The sequence below is a fragment of the Paenarthrobacter nicotinovorans genome, from assembly GCF_021919345.1.
In the GTDB taxonomy this organism is placed as follows: Bacteria; Actinomycetota; Actinomycetes; order Actinomycetales; family Micrococcaceae; genus Arthrobacter; species Arthrobacter nicotinovorans.
On the sequence record NZ_CP089293.1, the window covers coordinates 3,820,494 to 3,836,918 of the forward strand.

At 63.5% G+C, this 16,425-nt stretch carries 16 protein-coding genes and 1 tRNA gene; 12 read left to right on the top strand and 5 right to left on the bottom strand.

Annotation, left to right across the window (positions count from 1 at the left end; all coding sequences use genetic code 11):
- Positions 1–185: 185 nt before the first annotated feature.
- The 3 genes from JMY29_RS17745 (at position 186) to JMY29_RS17755 (ending at position 3,342) form a co-directional block, all read left to right on the top strand.
- Positions 186–1,589 carry an MFS transporter gene (locus JMY29_RS17745; RefSeq protein WP_189076304.1) on the top strand — a complete coding sequence of 468 codons (1,404 nt, stop codon included), beginning with the start codon at positions 186–188 and terminating at the stop codon, positions 1,587–1,589.
- Positions 1,590–1,654: 65 nt separating this feature from the next.
- Entirely contained in the window at positions 1,655–2,137 is a 483-nt protein-coding gene (locus JMY29_RS17750) for a cation:proton antiporter regulatory subunit (RefSeq protein WP_018778177.1), read from the top strand.
- Between the two features lie 5 nt (positions 2,138–2,142).
- Entirely contained in the window at positions 2,143–3,342 is a 1,200-nt protein-coding gene (locus JMY29_RS17755; protein WP_039243100.1) for a cation:proton antiporter, read from the top strand.
- A 102-nt stretch (positions 3,343–3,444) separates the two neighbouring features.
- On the opposite strand, the gene JMY29_RS17760 is transcribed toward JMY29_RS17755, so the two are convergent.
- Together JMY29_RS17760 and dcd are read right to left on the bottom strand one after the other, a co-directional pair.
- Positions 3,445–4,200, bottom strand: a complete 756-nt coding sequence (locus tag JMY29_RS17760) for an endonuclease domain-containing protein (protein WP_229778640.1) — start codon at positions 4,198–4,200, stop codon at positions 3,445–3,447.
- 391 nt (positions 4,201–4,591) lie between these two features.
- Positions 4,592–5,167, bottom strand: coding sequence for a dCTP deaminase (dcd, locus tag JMY29_RS17765; RefSeq protein WP_011776299.1), 576 nt, complete (start codon positions 5,165–5,167; stop codon positions 4,592–4,594).
- A gap of 118 nt (positions 5,168–5,285) precedes the next feature.
- Here dcd and JMY29_RS17770 point away from each other — a divergent pair, with 118 nt between their 5' ends.
- The gene (locus JMY29_RS17770) at positions 5,286–7,262 is read left to right on the top strand and encodes a CAP domain-containing protein (RefSeq protein ID WP_229778641.1); all 1,977 of its coding nucleotides are present in this window, start codon (positions 5,286–5,288) and stop codon (positions 7,260–7,262) included.
- On the opposite strand, the gene JMY29_RS17775 is transcribed toward JMY29_RS17770, so the two are convergent.
- Entirely contained in the window at positions 7,259–7,696 is a 438-nt protein-coding gene (locus JMY29_RS17775; protein WP_189076306.1) for an SRPBCC family protein, read from the bottom strand. The two genes, JMY29_RS17770 and JMY29_RS17775, sit on opposite strands and share 4 nt — an antisense overlap.
- 216 nt (positions 7,697–7,912) lie before the next feature.
- Here JMY29_RS17775 and JMY29_RS17780 point away from each other — a divergent pair, with 216 nt between their 5' ends.
- The 4 genes from JMY29_RS17780 (at position 7,913) to JMY29_RS17790 (ending at position 11,140) form a co-directional block, all read left to right on the top strand.
- A complete protein-coding gene (locus JMY29_RS17780) occupies positions 7,913–9,493 on the top strand; it encodes a M15 family metallopeptidase (RefSeq protein WP_189076307.1) in 1,581 nt (526 codons plus the stop codon).
- 100 nt (positions 9,494–9,593) lie between these two features.
- A tRNA-Gly gene (locus JMY29_RS17785) sits at positions 9,594–9,664 on the top strand.
- A 172-nt stretch (positions 9,665–9,836) separates the two neighbouring features.
- Positions 9,837–9,971 (top strand): hypothetical protein, encoded by a 135-nt coding sequence (locus JMY29_RS20900; protein ID WP_011776304.1) that lies wholly within the window; start codon positions 9,837–9,839, stop codon positions 9,969–9,971.
- Entirely contained in the window at positions 9,968–11,140 is a 1,173-nt protein-coding gene (locus JMY29_RS17790) for a N(5)-(carboxyethyl)ornithine synthase (RefSeq protein ID WP_055972877.1), read from the top strand. Before JMY29_RS20900 ends, JMY29_RS17790 begins: the two co-directional genes overlap by 4 nt.
- 60 nt (positions 11,141–11,200) lie before the next feature.
- Here the strand turns inward: JMY29_RS17790 and JMY29_RS17795 are convergent, their stop codons facing one another.
- Complete coding sequence (locus tag JMY29_RS17795; RefSeq protein WP_039243106.1) at positions 11,201–12,601, bottom strand: MFS transporter; 1,401 nt, start codon at positions 12,599–12,601, stop codon at positions 11,201–11,203.
- Positions 12,602–12,779: 178 nt separating this feature from the next.
- On the opposite strand from JMY29_RS17795, the gene JMY29_RS17800 reads away from it, so the two are divergent.
- Positions 12,780–13,634: a LysR substrate-binding domain-containing protein gene (locus JMY29_RS17800; RefSeq protein ID WP_018778168.1), complete on the top strand. Its 855-nt coding sequence runs from the start codon at positions 12,780–12,782 to the stop codon at positions 13,632–13,634.
- Here the strand turns inward: JMY29_RS17800 and JMY29_RS17805 are convergent.
- Positions 13,631–14,563, bottom strand: coding sequence for an SDR family oxidoreductase (locus JMY29_RS17805; protein WP_189076308.1), 933 nt, complete (start codon positions 14,561–14,563; stop codon positions 13,631–13,633). The genes JMY29_RS17800 and JMY29_RS17805 overlap by 4 nt on opposite strands.
- Positions 14,564–14,630: 67 nt before the next feature.
- Between JMY29_RS17805 and JMY29_RS17810 the strand changes: the two genes are divergently transcribed.
- The 3 genes from JMY29_RS17810 (at position 14,631) to JMY29_RS17820 (ending at position 16,420) form a co-directional block, all read left to right on the top strand.
- The gene (locus JMY29_RS17810; protein WP_018778166.1) at positions 14,631–14,987 is read left to right on the top strand and encodes a metalloregulator ArsR/SmtB family transcription factor; all 357 of its coding nucleotides are present in this window, start codon (positions 14,631–14,633) and stop codon (positions 14,985–14,987) included.
- A 25-nt stretch (positions 14,988–15,012) separates the two neighbouring features.
- Entirely contained in the window at positions 15,013–15,579 is a 567-nt protein-coding gene (locus tag JMY29_RS17815; protein WP_189076309.1) for a GNAT family N-acetyltransferase, read from the top strand.
- 67 nt (positions 15,580–15,646) lie between these two features.
- A complete protein-coding gene (locus JMY29_RS17820) occupies positions 15,647–16,420 on the top strand; it encodes a sugar phosphate isomerase/epimerase family protein (RefSeq protein ID WP_189076310.1) in 774 nt (257 codons plus the stop codon).
- Positions 16,421–16,425 lie beyond the last annotated feature (5 nt).

The following is a 16,425-nucleotide window of genomic DNA, read 5'->3' on the forward strand; positions in this document are numbered from 1 at the left end:
AGTCAGGAACGAATTGTCAAAAGTTGGAGCAGGCGGTCATACGTTGGGTTCGGTTTACCTAGTTTATCAAGGGGCCAGGACAGTTTTTGGCCACTTTTCCGCTCCGCCCGCTGTTCACCCGTGGTTGTTCACAACGCGGTCTGTCATCCGCGCGCAGCGTTCCCTGCACCTATAGCATTCACACTATGAACGCGGCCGCAGTTCCCGAAGCCTCCCACCCGACATCCGAGCTCGCCACGGGTCCCGTCGCCTCAAAAAAGGGGCAAATCCTGGCGTGGGCTTCCTGGGACTGGGGTTCGGCTGCCTTTAACGCGGTCATGACGACGTTTGTTTTCACGGTTTACCTCACGTCCAATGCGTTCGGCGGAGAAGACGCCGCATCTGCCGCTTTGGGTGCCGCGCTGGCCATTGCCGGCCTGGCCATCGCGTTACTGGCACCGGTCACCGGTCAGCGTTCCGACGCCGGGGGCAGGCGGAAACTCTGGCTTGGAGTCAACACTGCCGCAACGGCGCTGCTCACGGGACTGTGCTTCTTCGTCTTCCCGCGGCCGGAATTCCTGCTCCTGGGTGTCTGCTTGATCGCCCTGGGCAATGTGTTCTTCGAGTTTGCCGGCGTGAACTACAACGCCATGTTGGCCCAGATCTCAACACCCCGGAACATTGGCAAGGTCAGCGGCTTCGGCTGGGGCATGGGTTACCTCGGCGGAATCGTGGCGCTTCTGCTGGTCCTGCAGCTCTTTGTCCAGCCTTCCTTCGAATGGTTCGGAGCCTCCACCCAGGACTCGCTCAACATACGGTTGGTCGCCGTTTTCTCAGCCCTGTGGTTCTTTATCTTCGCCCTGCCCGTGATGTTTGCCGTCCCTGAGGTATCCGTGAAGAAGGACACCTCATCCTTGGGCTTCTTCGCCTCCTACAGATTGCTGATCCGGCGTATCGGGGCCATCTACAAGACCAGTCCGCACACCATCTACTTCCTTCTGTCCAGCGCCATCTTCCGCGACGGGCTGGCTGCCGTGTTCACCTTTGGCGGCGTCATCGCGGCGGGAACCTTTGGTTTCGAACTCAAGGAAGTCATCTTCTTCGCCATCTTCGGCAACGTAGTGGCGGCTGTTGGCGCTGTGATCGGCGGCTTCCTGGACGACAGGATCGGCCCCAAGGCTGTCATCATCCTGTCCCTGATAGGGCTGCTGACCGCGGGAACCTTCATCCTGGTCCTCGGCAACGAAGACTATGTCTTCTTCGGCAACGCGTGGCCCGGTTCTGCAACGTTCTGGGTCTTCGGGCTTCTGCTCTGCCTTTTCGTAGGTCCCGCCCAGTCCTCTTCCAGGGCCTACCTTGCCAGGCTCGCCCCGGCTGGAGAATCGGGCGAATTGTTCGGCCTGTACGCCACAACGGGAAGGGCCGTCAGTTTCCTCGCCCCCACCCTGTTCACGCTGTGCATCACCATCGCCTCGCCGCTCGTTGCCGCCGGGGAGGCACAACGTTGGGGCATCCTCGGGATCATGGTTGTGCTCCTGGCCGGTCTCCTGGTGATCCTGCCCGTGAAGCCACCGGCCAAAGTGGAAATAGCCGTAGTACCAGAGCGTTAACTACATAGGGCCGGTTGGGCGTCAACAACGTACCGGACCGGTTCAACAGAGTTTAGGGTGGAGCTATGAACGTGGATGAGACCGAACTTCCGGGCCTTGGCATCCGGAAGGACTTCGTGACGGCCTCCGGCCGCCGTATTGGCGTGGTGGAACTGCGCGAGGGCGAAACCGAGCTTTTCGTCTCGACGTGGGATGACCCGGATACGTGCCAGGCCTCCATCCCGTTGACGGCGGATGAAGCCTCGACCTTGGGGAACCTCCTGGGCGGACAGCACATCGCCATGCGCCTGGCCGAGGCGCACCGCGAGGTCCCCGGTATCGTCACACGACAGTTTTCCATCACGGCTGATTCTCCATTCGTGAACCAGGCCATGGGCAAGGCCCAAATCCGCACACGCAGTGGCGTCTCCATCGTGGCGATCATGCGCGAAGGTGAGGTCGTCCCCTCGCCGGCGCCCGACGTCGTACTTCACACCGGTGATCTGCTCGTAGCGGTCGGCACCCAGGAAGGACTTGACTCGGCAGCCGACATCCTCCGCAACGGCTGACGGGTATGGATCCGCTCGCACTAGCCCTCATTGAACTGGGGGCCGTCGTGTTCTGCCTCGGCCTCCTGGCTCGGTTAGCGGGCAAAATCGGCATGTCCCCCATTCCCCTCTATCTCGTGGGTGGCCTGGCCTTCGGTGCCGGGGGCTTGGTCAAGCTGGATGGCATGCACGAGTTCGCGCATCTCTCAGGCGAGATGGGCGTCATCCTGCTGCTGCTTATGCTCGGCTTGGAATACACCGCCTCAGAGCTGGTGACCGGCCTTCGCCGGTCCTGGCAAGCAGGGGTCATGGACTTCGTGCTCAACTTCTTACCGGGAGCGGGCCTTGCCGTCCTGCTGGGGTGGGGTCTTGTAGGGGCCATCGTCATGGGCGGCGTTACCTACATTTCGTCCTCCGGAATCGCCGCGAAGGTCATTACCGACCTGGGCCGAATCGGTAACCGTGAAACGCCTGTGGTGCTTTCCATCCTGGTTTTCGAAGACCTCGCGATGGCCATCTACCTGCCCATTCTCACCGCCATCCTTGCCGGCGTCGGGTTCCTGGGCGGACTGCAGACGGTGGGGATTGCACTGGCAGTGGTCACGGTAGTGCTGGTGATCGCCCTCAAGCACGGGCATCGGGTCTCGCAGGCTATCCACAGCGAAAACTCCGAGGTCTTCCTGCTCAATGTCCTGGGACTCGCCCTGTTGGTGGCCGGAATCGCATCGGCCCTTCAGGTATCCGCAGCCGTGGGAGCGTTCATGTTGGGCATCGCCATATCCGGCGCTACCGCCCACAATGCCACCCGCATCCTTGAACCATTGCGCGACCTTTTCGCTGCGATCTTCTTTGTAGCGTTCGGCCTCAACACCGACCCCACCTCAATTCCCCCTGTGCTGGGCTGGGCCCTCCTCCTGGCGGTGCTGACTGCCGCCACCAAGATGCTCACGGGGATCTGGGCCGCCAAAAGGGCCGGTATCGCGATGCCCGGCCGGTTCCGTGCGGGCGCTGCGCTTATTGCCCGTGGTGAGTTCTCCATCGTCATCGCCGGCTTGGCCGTCGCCTCCGGGGCGGTTCCTGGAGAACTCGCCGCACTGGCCACGGCCTACGTCCTCATCATGGCCATCGTAGGTCCGCTGGCCGCCCGCTTCGTGGAACCCGTAGTCAAGGCAATCCGCAGAACCCCGAAAGCTCCACCACGGACCACGGACCGCGCACCGGCGTAACGTCGCCACCCCAAAACCCTCACCGAGGGGCGACATCCCACGCCAAAACCCCCACCGAGGGGCGACATCCCACCCCAAAACCCTCTGGGAAAGCCTCGAGAGCTACCTCCTCGATGCCCACCCACCCTTTATGAGAGACTCCCGAATAAGACGGGCAACTCCGTCATAGCCGTGCTCTTGGACATGACTGGCAGTAATGACGACAGAGATCCATCCGTTTGCAGCGAGTGCCGCCTCCCTCCGTAAGTCGGATTCCTGTTGGGCGGCGCTGAGGTGATGCACGCCGTCGTAATTCACCGCAACCTTGTATTCCGGAAAGGCGAGATCCGGCCACGCAACCTCGCGGCCCCACGCATCCAACACCACGTAACTCAACGTCGGTTCCGGCAGGAAATTGCGGCCGATGGCCAGGCGGAGACGCGTCTCCGGGGCTGAATCTGCGCCGACGCGCGCGAGTTCCAGCGCGGCCCGGGCCTTCCGGATGCCTCGTGCGCCCGCATGTCTGCCTACTTGATTCCTCAGATCCTGTATTGAGCAGAATGGAATCCGATTGTGTCCAAAGCTCCTGGTCTGGCTGCAGATGAAATGGTCGGCCGCTGCCACCAGGTCTTCGAACGGCAACACAGCGGCGAGATCCAGCCATGTCCGGGAAGGACTCGTCAGCGGAATGCCGTCCATGAATGCGACGTCGAATTCGCCCAGCACCATCCGATGGCCACGAACACCCTTTCGCTGCGGCCTGAAGGCGCCGTCCGTGCGGGTCAGATGAATCAGGAAATCCTGCTGCCGATCCCACGGCAGCGGGCACCCCCACAACATCGCGGCCGTTTCATGGCAGCAAATCGCGCCATCGCTCACTGCTGTCAGGAGCCTCGCGGTGTGTGCGGGGTCTTGCTCCTCGCCCCAGGGAACACGGATGCCCCTGCTGGCGACCTGGAGATCGCTGTTCCAGGCACGATGATCCGGAAGGCCGGCCGCACGTTGCTCGGCCAGGGTGAACGAGCGACCTTGGAGATGGGGCGGAAGCGGCGGAGACAACCTCATCAGCCATTGTTTGCACGCCTTGGGATGCCTTGGTCGTCCTTTGGGCGGTTACCCACAGTGTGGAGGAATAGTGCCGCACTCAGCGCGCGCCGAGGAGCAAGATCTCAACCGAAAACGCCCCTCCCAAAGAGCCGAAAGCTCACCCCTCAGCGCAAAAGGGGCCACCCAAAGAGCCGAAAGCTCACCCCTCAGCGCAAAAGGGAGCCTAGATGGACGTCCGGTGGAAGTTCTGGTGGCTGCGGCTGGCGGTCGGGCCACGCTGTCCTTGGTAGCGGTTGCCGTATTCGCCGGAGCCGTAAGGGTGCTCAGCCGAGGAAGTGAGGCGGAAGAAGCACAGCTGGCCAATCTTCATGCCCGGCCAGAGCTTGATGGGGAGCGTGGCCACGTTGGAGAGCTCCAGCGTCACGTGTCCGGAGAATCCCGGATCGATGAACCCTGCCGTCGAGTGCGTCAGCAAGCCGAGGCGCCCCAGGGAGGACTTGCCTTCCAGGCGTGCAGCAATGTCATCGGCCAGGCTGACGGTCTCGTAGGTCGAACCCAGGACGAATTCTCCAGGGTGCAGGATGAAGGGTTCGTCACCTTCCACCTCCACGAGCCTGGTCAGCTCGGGCTGCTCCTCGGCGGGATCGATGTGCGCGTATTTGTGGTTGTCGAAGAGCCGGAAGAACCGGTCGATACGCACGTCCACGGAAGACGGCTGCACCATCGCGGGATCGTACGGCTCAAGAACAATCCGTTGGGAGTCTATTTCGGCACGTATGTCGCGGTCAGAGATCAGCACGTCATCAAAAATACCCCAAATACCGAACGCATTGTCCGGACAGCCTCATGGGACTATAGTTCCCGGACAGGTAAAGCCGCGCCCGTACTTGGGGGCAACGAGCATCCGCGGGGTAATTGTGAACAAACTGGCAGCGCCTGCCGCCATTGTGCTGGCTGGCGCGCTGGCGCTTTGCATGGCCGCATCAAGCCAGATCCTGCCGGCAACGGAGGCGGTTCCCGGCGCAAGCACCACAGCATCGTCCAGTGTCCCGTCCGGGTTGTCGGCACCTGAGGAAAGCCCGACGGCGGCTCCCGCACCTGCAGCGGCGACCCCCGCCGTCGATGGGTCCTCCAGTTCCGCAACGCCTGCAGCGCCAGCAGCGCTGACACCTCCTCCCGCGCGGGATCCTGCCTCGGATGGCGGGCCGATCGCCGTCGATCCGGTTTTCGAAACACCGCCTCCCGTGCCGGAAATCGGACCGTCATGGGGACCGGACAATCCTTCGGATCCCAGCCCGAGCGCCTCCGGTACAACGACCCCGCCGGTCGAAACGCAGCCGACGTCGGAAGAGACGGCAGACAGTGGCGCCGCCGCAACGACGCCGACGGCCGAGGCCGCAGGGCCCTCGCCAACAGCCCCGCCCTCGCCAACAGCCGCACCGACGCCAACAGCCCCGCCCTCGCCAACAGCCGCGCCAACACCAACAGCCACGCCAACGCCGACACCATCGTCAACGCCAACGCAAACCCCCTCGGCCGATCCCGGCGCGACCCCCGCCACCGACTCCCCCAGCCCGTTCCCCGGCAAGGCTCCGGGCCACGACCCCAATCTCCAAGACGGCGCTTTGGCGCTCCTCCCCGACAACAACAGCGCAGCGATCCTCACGGTGTTCAATGCGATCAACAGCTACCGCGCATCGTTGGGCCTCGCTCCGGTGAAGTACCACGCCACGGTTGCCAACCTGGCGCAGGAGTGGTCAAACAACATCGCTACCCGTGAGGTGATCCAGCACCGGCCCAACTTCTGGACGGACCCGCGGGCGATGAATCCGAACAATGGAGCGGGGGAGGTCATTGCAGTCCGCTGGGACCGCGACGCGGCGCAACTTGTGGAGTGGTGGAAGGGCTCCCCGGGCCACGATGCTTTGCTCCGGGACCCCAGGTTCAATGTGATGGGTATCGGCATCACCTACACGGACGGCAACTGGCAGACGACGCCCAACCGGTACACGCTGTGGGGCGTGGTCAACTTCTTCGGCTACACAACGTTGCCCGCCGGAACCACCACCAGCCCGGGTGGAACGGTGACACCACCCACTGACCCTGTGGCGGTGTGCGAACCAGGGTCCAAGCACCAACCCCCAACGGTCGATTTGAGTGCCGCGGCAATCAGCAGTGCTGCCGACCTGGTGTCCATCGCCGCCGACGGTTCCGTCGTTGCGTACCCGTCCTGGGGTAACGGCAGATTTGGCCTGGGCAAGCGGATTGGTGCCGGATTCGTGGGCCTCAAGGAGCTGTTTGTGGTGGACTGGGACCGCGATGGGGTCTTCGACCTGCTCTATCAACGGCTGGACGGGGCGCTCCTGGTGTATCCGGGCCTTCAAACGGGCGGTTTCAAGGATCCGGTGGTCTTGGGCCAGGGCTGGGGAACCTTGAACATTTCGGTGGGCACGTGGTGCGCCAACAACCGGCTTCCCCAGATCGTCGCCATGGACCAGGGCGGCAACCTGTATCTGTACAAGAACACGGGCTTGGCCTACATCCGCAGCCAGTCTGCGATTGGCACCGGCAACCCGTCTGTCCGGGTGACCATGGTGGATTACAACGCCGATGGCTTCCAGGACCTGCTCAGCACCGAGCCGAACGGCACCTTGCGCCTGTACCGGGGCAGCGGCCTGGGTACACCGAAACAGGAATCACGCCCCGTAGTGGGCAGCGCGTGGACGGATTACACAGGGTTGCGGGCTTTGAGTGGCCTCACGGGACCGGGCTCGGTAGGCGTGGCGGGCCTGGACCGCAATGGCATGGTGGAGTACTGGGACCTGACCTCGGGACGCCTCACTACCCCTGTGACGATTGGCAATGGTTGGGCCGGGCTGAGGTTCGCCAGCTAGGAGCTGGATTCGATCGCGGCCTTCAGCCGTTCCAACTGGCCGACTTCAATCTCCAGGGCCTTCTGGATCATCCCGTTCATGAGCTTGCGCAGACCTTTGGGATGGTATTCAAGGGCAAAGCGCAGCCGGGTGGTATCGCCTTCGGTGCTGAGGTAGTAGCCGCCGGTTGGCCGGGCGGGTCCCGCTACGACGGCGTACCGGACTTCCGCGCCGGGGCGGGCCTCGGTGATGGTGAAATCGGCTGCGATGGGCCGGCCACCAGGTCCGGCGACGGTCTGCTGGTACAACGCACCCTTTTGGCCGCGAACGCCTGATCGAAGCGCGATGCTTCGCACGTCTGAACGCCAGAGTGAGTTGTTCATCCCGTCCATGAGGAAACCGTAAACGGTCATGGCGTCCCGACTGATCACCACTTCATTGGCTGCGAATGCCACGGAAAACCTCTCTCGGCCTACGGTTCAAATGTCGTAGCCGGGTTCCCCATACGCAGCAGCTAACAAGTTCAGAATAGTCAGCCCGGTGCGGTGACGACACACGACTTCCGAGCCTTGACCGAATGGTTACCTGCCGATTTTTTCCCGCGCACTGCTGACACGCCTTCCATGGCCGGGTAGAGTGCCAGCCGCTGGACAATTCCACTGGGGGGCGTCATGCAGGTTCAAGACCGACCGGGAACACCAAGAAACGCCCGACGCCGGGTGGCGGCTTGCGCTGTATTCCTCGCCCTGGTGCTGGCGGCCACCCTCGCTCCCGCGGCCGCCGCGGCAGCCCCGGCCAGCGCGGCACCCACGGCTCAGGCGACCCGGTACGTTTCCGAAGCCGGAGTCACGGCCCACCGCGCCGCCGTCGTCAAAGCCGCCGTCGTGAACGCCGCCGCCGTAAAAGCGCAGGTGCCTTCGACCGCCAATCCGCTGCCTGGCCTCGATCCCGCGGGTGATCCTGCCAACTTGTCCGTCCTTGTGAACAAGTCCCGCCCCCTGAACCCTGCCACCTACGCCCCGGCAGATCTGGTGAACGCGCGTGGCTCGGGACAGTATCTCCGGGCCGAAGCTGCAGCGTGGCTCAACGGGCTTTTCCAGGGTGCGGCGGATGCCGGGACCGGCGGGCTGGCAGTCGTGAGTGGCTATCGTTCTTACGCCCAGCAACAACAGGTGTACTCGTCCTATGTGAACCTTTACGGCCAGGCGCAGGCGGACCTGATCTCGGCAAGGCCGGGCTACAGTGAGCACCAAACCGGCCTTGCCGTCGATGTCGAAAATGCCAACGGTTCCTGTGGGCTCAGCACCTGCTTCGGTGACACTGCCGCCGGAATGTGGGTGGCAGCGAACGCGTACAAATACGGTTTCATCGTCCGGTACCCCAACGGCTACACCAACATCACCGGGTACAGCTACGAACCGTGGCACCTGCGCTACGTCGGAGTGGATCTGGCAACGGATATGAAGCGCCGTGGCTTTGCCACTTTGGAACAGTATTTCTCCGGAAACCCCAGCGTCCATGCCAGCATCACCTCGGGCGCGGACCTGGTGGCCACGGACGCTGCCGGGCGGCTGCTTCGCTACCCCGCGCTGCCGAGCGGTGGCTACGGCGTTCCTGTACAGATTGGTTCCAACTGGACGGGCCTGAAGCAGGCGTTCGTGGTGGATTGGGATTCGGACGGCGTCTATGACCTTCTGGCGCAATGGAACAACGGCACCCTGGGCCTGTTCAAGGGATGGCCCGGCGGCGCTTTCTCGACCCAGATCGTGGTGGGCACGGGAGACTGGGACGCTATGACCATCACTGTGGGCAAGTGGTCCAGCGACCAGGGTTACCCGGGCGTCGTGGGGTATTTCCCTGACGGCGGCCTGCGCTACTACCCCAACACCTCCGGCCGGGCGTTGACTTACCGGGTGGACATCGGAACCGGCTGGGCGGGACTGGGGCTGACCATGGCCGATTGGGACGCGGACGGCGCCAACGACATCCTGGCCACCACACCCTCCGGACTTCTGCTCAGTTACCCAGGCAATGGAGTTGGCGGCTTCAAAGGTCAGCCAAGCGTCATCGGCTCGGGGTGGGGAACCATGAAGGCCTTGGTGCCTGGCTTCGGCTTGTCAGGTCCAGGTACACGCAGCATTACCGCCCAGACCGTGGACGGGTATTTGGTGGACTACGGATTGGGACTCGGAGTCTGGGGTCCGCAACGCCAAGTGGGCAACGGCTGGGGCTCAATGAAGCTGTTCAAATGAGGACCTGCCGGGGCACGTTCGGCCGGACGGAGTGGCTGTCCTGGGCGGCGCCGCAACTGCGCTAAGCTAGGACTCGCCCGATTCATTTCCGTCGGGCAGCGCGGGCGTAGCTCAATGGTAGAGCGCTAGCTTCCCAAGCTCGATACGCGGGTTCGATTCCCGTCGCCCGCTCAGCGAACCCCGGATCCTTCTGGATCCGGGGTTCATTTTTTTTCGTGACAATAAAGCCCGACGGCGGCTCCCGCCGCAGCGCGCCCGTGCGGGCAGCGCCGGGGCACCGGAACCCGGGTAGGTGTATCGTCAGGAGTCAGGAGCCATTTCGGTTCCGCTCTAGGGAGCAATCATGGGCGACAAATCACCGCGCCAAACCGCATCAAAGAAATCCAGTAAATCCATCAAGGAAAAACGTGCGGACAAGAGGGCTTCCGAGTCCTCCGCCACCGAGGCCGCAAAGCCTTCCACCGGCAACAAGAAGTGACCGCGGCCAACGGCCAGCTGAGCATAGGCGTCCTCGCTACCTCGCTGAAGCCGAACGAGCGGCGCCTCCCCATCCACCCGCAGCATTTGGAGCGCATAGCCCCGGAAGTGCGCCGGCAACTCCGTTTCGAACATGGCTACGGCGAGCGTTTCGGTGTCCCGGACAGCAAGCTCGAATCGTTGGTGGGCGGACTCGGCACTCGCCAGGAACTGCTCGCCAACAGCGACGTCATCCTCCTGCCCAAGCCGCAGGCCCAGGATCTCGCTGAACTCCGCGACGGTCAGACGCTCTGGGGTTGGCCCCACTGCGTGCAGGACCGGGCCATCACTCAATTGGCCATCGACAAGAAGCTCACACTCATCGCCTTCGAGGCCATGAACCATTGGGCCGGCGATGGCGGTTTTGGCCTGCACGTTTTCCACAAGAACAACGAGCTCGCCGGGTACTGCTCGGTACTGCATGCATTGGCTTTGACCGGTTCAACCGGCGACTATGGCCGCCGGCTCAGTGCTGTGGTGATCGGTTTCGGTGCCACTGCCCGCGGTGCCGTCACAGCCCTGAATGCCCACGGCGTCCATGACGTCCAGGTTCTGACCAACCGGGGCGTTGCCGCCGTCGGGTCCCCCATCCATTCGGTGCGGATCGTGCAGTTCGACCACGACAGCAAGGCTCCGTTCCTCAGCGAGGTCATCACGGACAACGGGCGCAAGCCATTGGCTCCGTTCCTGGCCGCGGCGGACATCGTGGTCAATTGCACCCTGCAGGACCCGAACGCTCCACTGACGTACTTGCGGACCGAAGACCTGACGGAGTTCCAGCCGGACAGTCTGATCGTCGACGTTTCCTGCGATGAAGGCATGGGATTCAGCTGGGCGCGGACCACCACGTTCGACGAGCCGATGTTCCGCGTCGGCGGTCACGTCAACTACTACGCGGTGGACCACAGCCCGTCCTATCTTTGGAACTCGGCCAGCTGGGAAATCAGCGAGGCCCTGCTGCCCTTCCTGGACACTGTGGTGGCGGGCCCGGACGGGTGGGATGCCAACGAGACCATCTCGCGTGCCATCGAAATCCGCGACGGCGTCATCCGCAATCCGGACATCCTTGAGTTCCAGGGCCGCTCCCCGGAGTACCCGCACCTGCCGGTGGCGCAGCTTCTGGCACGATAGCCCCACGCAGATGAAGCGCCCCCGGTTGCCGGGGGCGCTTCATCTACTTAAGCCGTCTTCTTAGGCCGTCTGCGGTTCCTGCACGATCCGGAGGACCCGCCGCCTGTCGCGCAAGTCCACCTTGATGTGCAGGGAGGACTTCCTGGCAAGTACGACGGCGACCACAGCCGCTGCGATGGCCGGAACCCCGCCGGAGACGAGGATGGCCAGATGCGGGCCGAGGTGCTCGGCGAGCCAGCCCATCATGGGACCACCGATGGCCTGCCCGCCGATGAGCACCACGAGGTAGAGGCTCATGACGCGGCCCCGGATGCTCATGTTGGAGCTGGTCTGCACCATTTGGTTGGCAGCGGTGAGGAACATGAGGCACCAGAATCCTGCGAAGACCATGGTGACGCTGAACCACACCATGGACGGCATGAGCGAGGACACGCAAAGCATCAGTCCGTACAACCCGGCAGAGGTCACAACCGAGCGCAACCGCAGCTGCCTCCGACGGGTGGATGCCACCGCACCTGTCAGTGCACCAAGCGCAACCATGGCGTTCAGCAGGCCGTAGCCTCCGGCACCGGCGTCGTACACGTGGTCCGCGAAGGCGGCCAGAAGCACTGGCAGGCTCATGGCGAAAACCGCAACGAACCCGGCCATCAACCAGGGCCAGTAGATGGTGGGCTTGCTGAGCGCATAGTTGAGGCCTTCGCGCAGCATGCCCTTCTTGCGCGGCGTGGGCCGGCTCAGATGCAGCTGGTCCTTGCGCAGGAGCAGCAACATGGTCACGGTGGAGCAGCAGGCCACAGCATTGGCAGCGAAGGCCCAACCGGCGCCCACGGCAGTGAGCAGCACTCCCGCCAGCGCCGGGCCGATCAAGCCGCCGAGCTGGAAGGTCGTGGAGTTCACGCTGATGGCGTTCCGCAGGTACTTGGGTCCGACGAGTTCGTTGACGAACACCTGCCGGGCCGGCTGGTCAAGGACCGTGACGAAGCCAAGCGCCAGTGCGATGACGTAGACGTGCCAGACCTCGACGCGCTGGCTCAGGGAAAGTACGGCCAGCAGGGCCGCCAGGACCGCTGCTGCCGACTGGCAGATGATGAGGATCTTCCGTTTGGCGAAGCGGTCGGCAATCATGCCGCCCCACGGGCCAAGGAAAAGTGAAGGCATGAACTGCAGGGCCACAGTGATACCGACGGCGGTGACGGACCCGGAAAGCTGGAGCACCATCCAGTCCTGCGCGATACGTTGCATCCAGATGGCGATCACCGCGATGAAGTGGCCGATCGCGAAGATCCTGAAGTTGGGGACCTTCAAGGAGATGAAGGTATGCCGCCAGGGCAGCTTCTCACTCACGACGGCGAGTGGCTGGGTGACGGTGTCCGGCTGGTTTGCGTCCGGCGAGGGACGAGCGGACAGGGAATCGATGACGGGCTGGCTGACATTTGCCGCTGAAGGCGGTGGGGGTGCCAAAAGTAGTCCTCGGATGGGAGTTTCGGTGGGATGCGTTTAACGCTATGGTTGCCAGCAGCAATTATGGAAGCGTATTGCGCCTATAACTAGCATTGCGGAACGCAATGAGCTGCTTGCAGTGCCAGCGAAAACGGCGCGATACTCCGGCCCGGCGCTGACCTGCGCTTAGAGGAGTTCCGTGTTCGATCCCGTCCAGCTCCGCTCCTTTTTGGCTGTCGCAGAGACCCTGAGTTTCACCAAGGCCGCAGAACGGCTTGGGCTTGCCCAACCGACGGTGAGCCAGCACGTCCGCAAGCTGGAAGCCGCCGCCAAGCGTGTCCTCGTAGCCCGCGACACCCGCGAAGTGAGACTCACTGACAACGGTGATGCGATGGCCGGGTTTGCCCGCAGCATCCTTGCGGCCCACGATTCCGCTGCGCGCTACTTTTCCGGCTCGGCCATGCGTGGGCGTCTCCGCTTCGGCACTGCCGACGACCTCGCCATCACCGGCCTGCCCCGGATCCTTCGCGAATTCCGGCAGCTGTACCCGCAGATCAACCTCGAACTCACTGTCAGCCAAAGCGATCAGCTCTATAAACGCCTCAACGCCGGGCAACTGGACCTGGTGTTCGTCAAATGGGTGGCCGGGGCGAAGGAAGGCACCGTCGTCCGGCATGACAACTTCGCCTGGGTCGGCGTGGAGCAGACTGTCCTTGAACCGGGCGCACCGGTCCCCCTCATCGCCTATCCGGCACCGAGCCTCAGCCGGAAACTTGCCATCGACGCCCTGGAGGCCGAAGGCCGTACCTGGCGGATCACGTGCAGCACCAAGCAGATCAGTGGCGTACTGGCGGCAGTCAGGGCAGGCATCGGCGTTGCCGTGATGCCGGCGTCGCTGGTTCCGGAAGACTTGAAAGTCATCACCCAACGCTTCGGCCTGCCACAGGTTGGCGACGTCGACTTCACTCTGATCCGCAACCCGCTCGCCAACGCGGAGGTCATCGACGCCCTCACCCAGGCGATCATGGGGCGGACGTTAAGCAAATCGAACTAGTGGCCGGACCGGTTCGCCCGGCTCCGGCCCCGGCGCCCGTTCCACCACCCCACTACCCTCAGGTCGTCCAGTCCGAAGCGGCCTTCCGGCACGGCAGCCCGGATGCGTTCGTCGTCGAAGGGAAGCCTGGGACGCAGCTCCACGGGAAGCCACGGTGCGTACGGTGAGGGCTCGCTGACCCCCTCGGCGAGCATCTGCGCCTGGGCTTTTGCCACGAGTGGTACCACCATGATCCACTCGGTCAGTTGCGCCAGGGCGCGGATCGACCAGATCGGGGCGCGGACGTAGACGGGGTAGCCACCGGCCACCCGGGCGATACTGCGGACAGCTGCGCCAAGCTCAAGCTCTTCGGCTCCGACGACGGCGACGGTCGGGGTGGGCACGCGACCTTCAAGCGCCGCGATCAGGGTATCGACAGCCTCTTCCACAGGGAGGGGCCGGACAGTCCGCTCCCGGAAGCCGACCGTTGCGAAGACAGGAAAGCTGCGTACAGCACGCGTTACGTGGTCAACCATGTGGTCGCCGTTGCCGTAGATCATCCCTGCCTTGATGATCGTGTACTCGATGCCCGACTGCCGCAGGAGCTCCTCGGCAGCCCATTTGGTCTCGTGGTAGGCCGACCCACAATCCGGACGGGCCCGGAGGAAGCTCAGCATGACGATTCTTTGGACGCCCGTCCTCCGGGCGGCTTCAATGACTGCCTTGGTTCCTTCAATGTGGACACGCTGAAAGGTCTGGCCATCTATTTCCCGGTTGATCCCCGCGCAGTGGGCTACGACGTCGCACCCCGCGAAGGCCTCTGCCAAGGCATCGACGTCAGTAATTGCGGTCCCCGTCCGCCGCGAAATGATGACGGTGTCCGGCCTGTCGAGCCGCTCCGCGAGGTGACGCCCCACAAAGCCGGTACCGCCGGTAATGGCCACACGCATATTCTTGCTCCTTCGCTTATTAGCAATGAAGCTAAATTGTATATAGCTATTGTGCTATATTGCAAACATGGCAGATGCAGCATCGGATATCTTCGCAGCCTTGGCACACCCCACCAGGCGGCAGATCCTTCAAGACCTCAAGGACGGCGAGTTGGCCGCCGGCGAGATCGCTGCGCGGTTCAACGCCACAGGACCCACCATCTCCCGGCACTTGAGCGTGCTGCGCCAGGCCGGACTGGTCACGGAACGGCGGGATGCCAACCGCATTCTCTACTCGCTCGTGGGCGAACGCCTCGCACTGTCAGTGGGGGACTTCCTTTCCACGGTCTGCCCTGAGCAGATCGTGCTGCGGGAGGTCCGGAAACGGAACCCTGCCCGCCCTTCGACCAGGACGCCGAAAGGGGCCACGACCTCCGAGGCCTGAACCCCGGCCGTAGTACGCTCACCCAATGACCCACGCCAAGCTCACTCAGCCGTCATCAAGCTTCCACGCCTCCTGGCTGGAAAGTTACGACGAGTGGGGAACCCTCGACCAGGACGGTTCTGCAGCATTCCTGGCCGCACGGTACGACCTCGACCTCCGCGAAGAGGGCCATTTCTCGCAGTGGGTGGACCTGCTCCATCAAATGCCCAGGGCGGATTTTTCACCGCCCGAAGGGCTGGCAAACCAGACCACCATTTGGGTCACCGACAATACGGACTATTTGGGCGCTGCCAGCCTGAGGCATTCCCTGGCCAGCGAATACCTGACAGAAGTCGGCGGGCGCATTGGGTATGGCATCAGGCCAAGCGCAAGGGGGCGTGGCTTGGCCAGGATTGCCCTTGCCGGAGCCATGGACGAGGGTCGAACCCTCGGACTTGAGCGGGTGCTGGTGACCTGCAAGCAACCCAACGTGGCCTCGGCGCGCACCATTGAGGCATGCGGCGGAGTTTTGGAGAGTGTCCGCCCTCCCGAGAGCTTCGCCCCCGAACTTGCTGTTACGGAACCGATCCGGCGTTATTGGCTGCATTTGTGAGGGACGGCCCGGCTCTCACCACGCGACAATGCTAACCGGGTAAGCGCATTCCCGGTATCGTGGAGCCATGACCAACCACCCCATACTGGCTGACCTCACGCCTGGCATCTGTTCCGTGACCCTGCGATCCCTCGGGATCGACGAGATAGTCCGGATTTCCGCCAAGGCGGGCTTGGCCGGCATCGAGTGGGGCACTGACGTACATGTCAGCGACACCGGGTCGGCACTGTACGCCAAGGCCGCAACAGAAACGGCGGGCATGACGGTCCTGTCGCTTGGCTCTTACTATCGATGCGGCGCCTTCGGGGATTTCGGGTCCATTCTCGACCTCGCCGATGCCGCAGGCGCTCCGCGGGTGCGGGTGTGGGCCGGGGAAATCGGCTCTGCTGGTGCCGGCCGGGAGCACTGGGACTCGGTAGTCCGCGACACGCAGCGCATTGCCGACCTCGCCGCGAAACGCGGTGTCACCATCGCTTTCGAATACCACGGCAACACCCTCACAGACTCTTCCGCCACCACCTTGGAGCTGCTGAAGCGTGTAGACCACGCCAACGTCGGCACCTACTGGCAACCCGCCGTCGGACTTTCCGACGAGCAGGCGCTGGAGTCCCTCCACGAAGTCCTCCCCCACGTCGTGGGCGTGCATTGCTTCTCCTGGGGCCCGGCGGCCGAACGCTTTCCGTTGCGGAACCGGTCGCTGCTCTGGCGATCGGTCGCCGACATCCTGCGCGGCAACGGCAAAGACCTGGACATCATGCTTGAGTTCGTCGTCGACGATCTGCCTGACAACGTGCTCAGCGACGCCGCGACCCTGCACACCATCACCTTGGCCGAAGACTAGCCGTC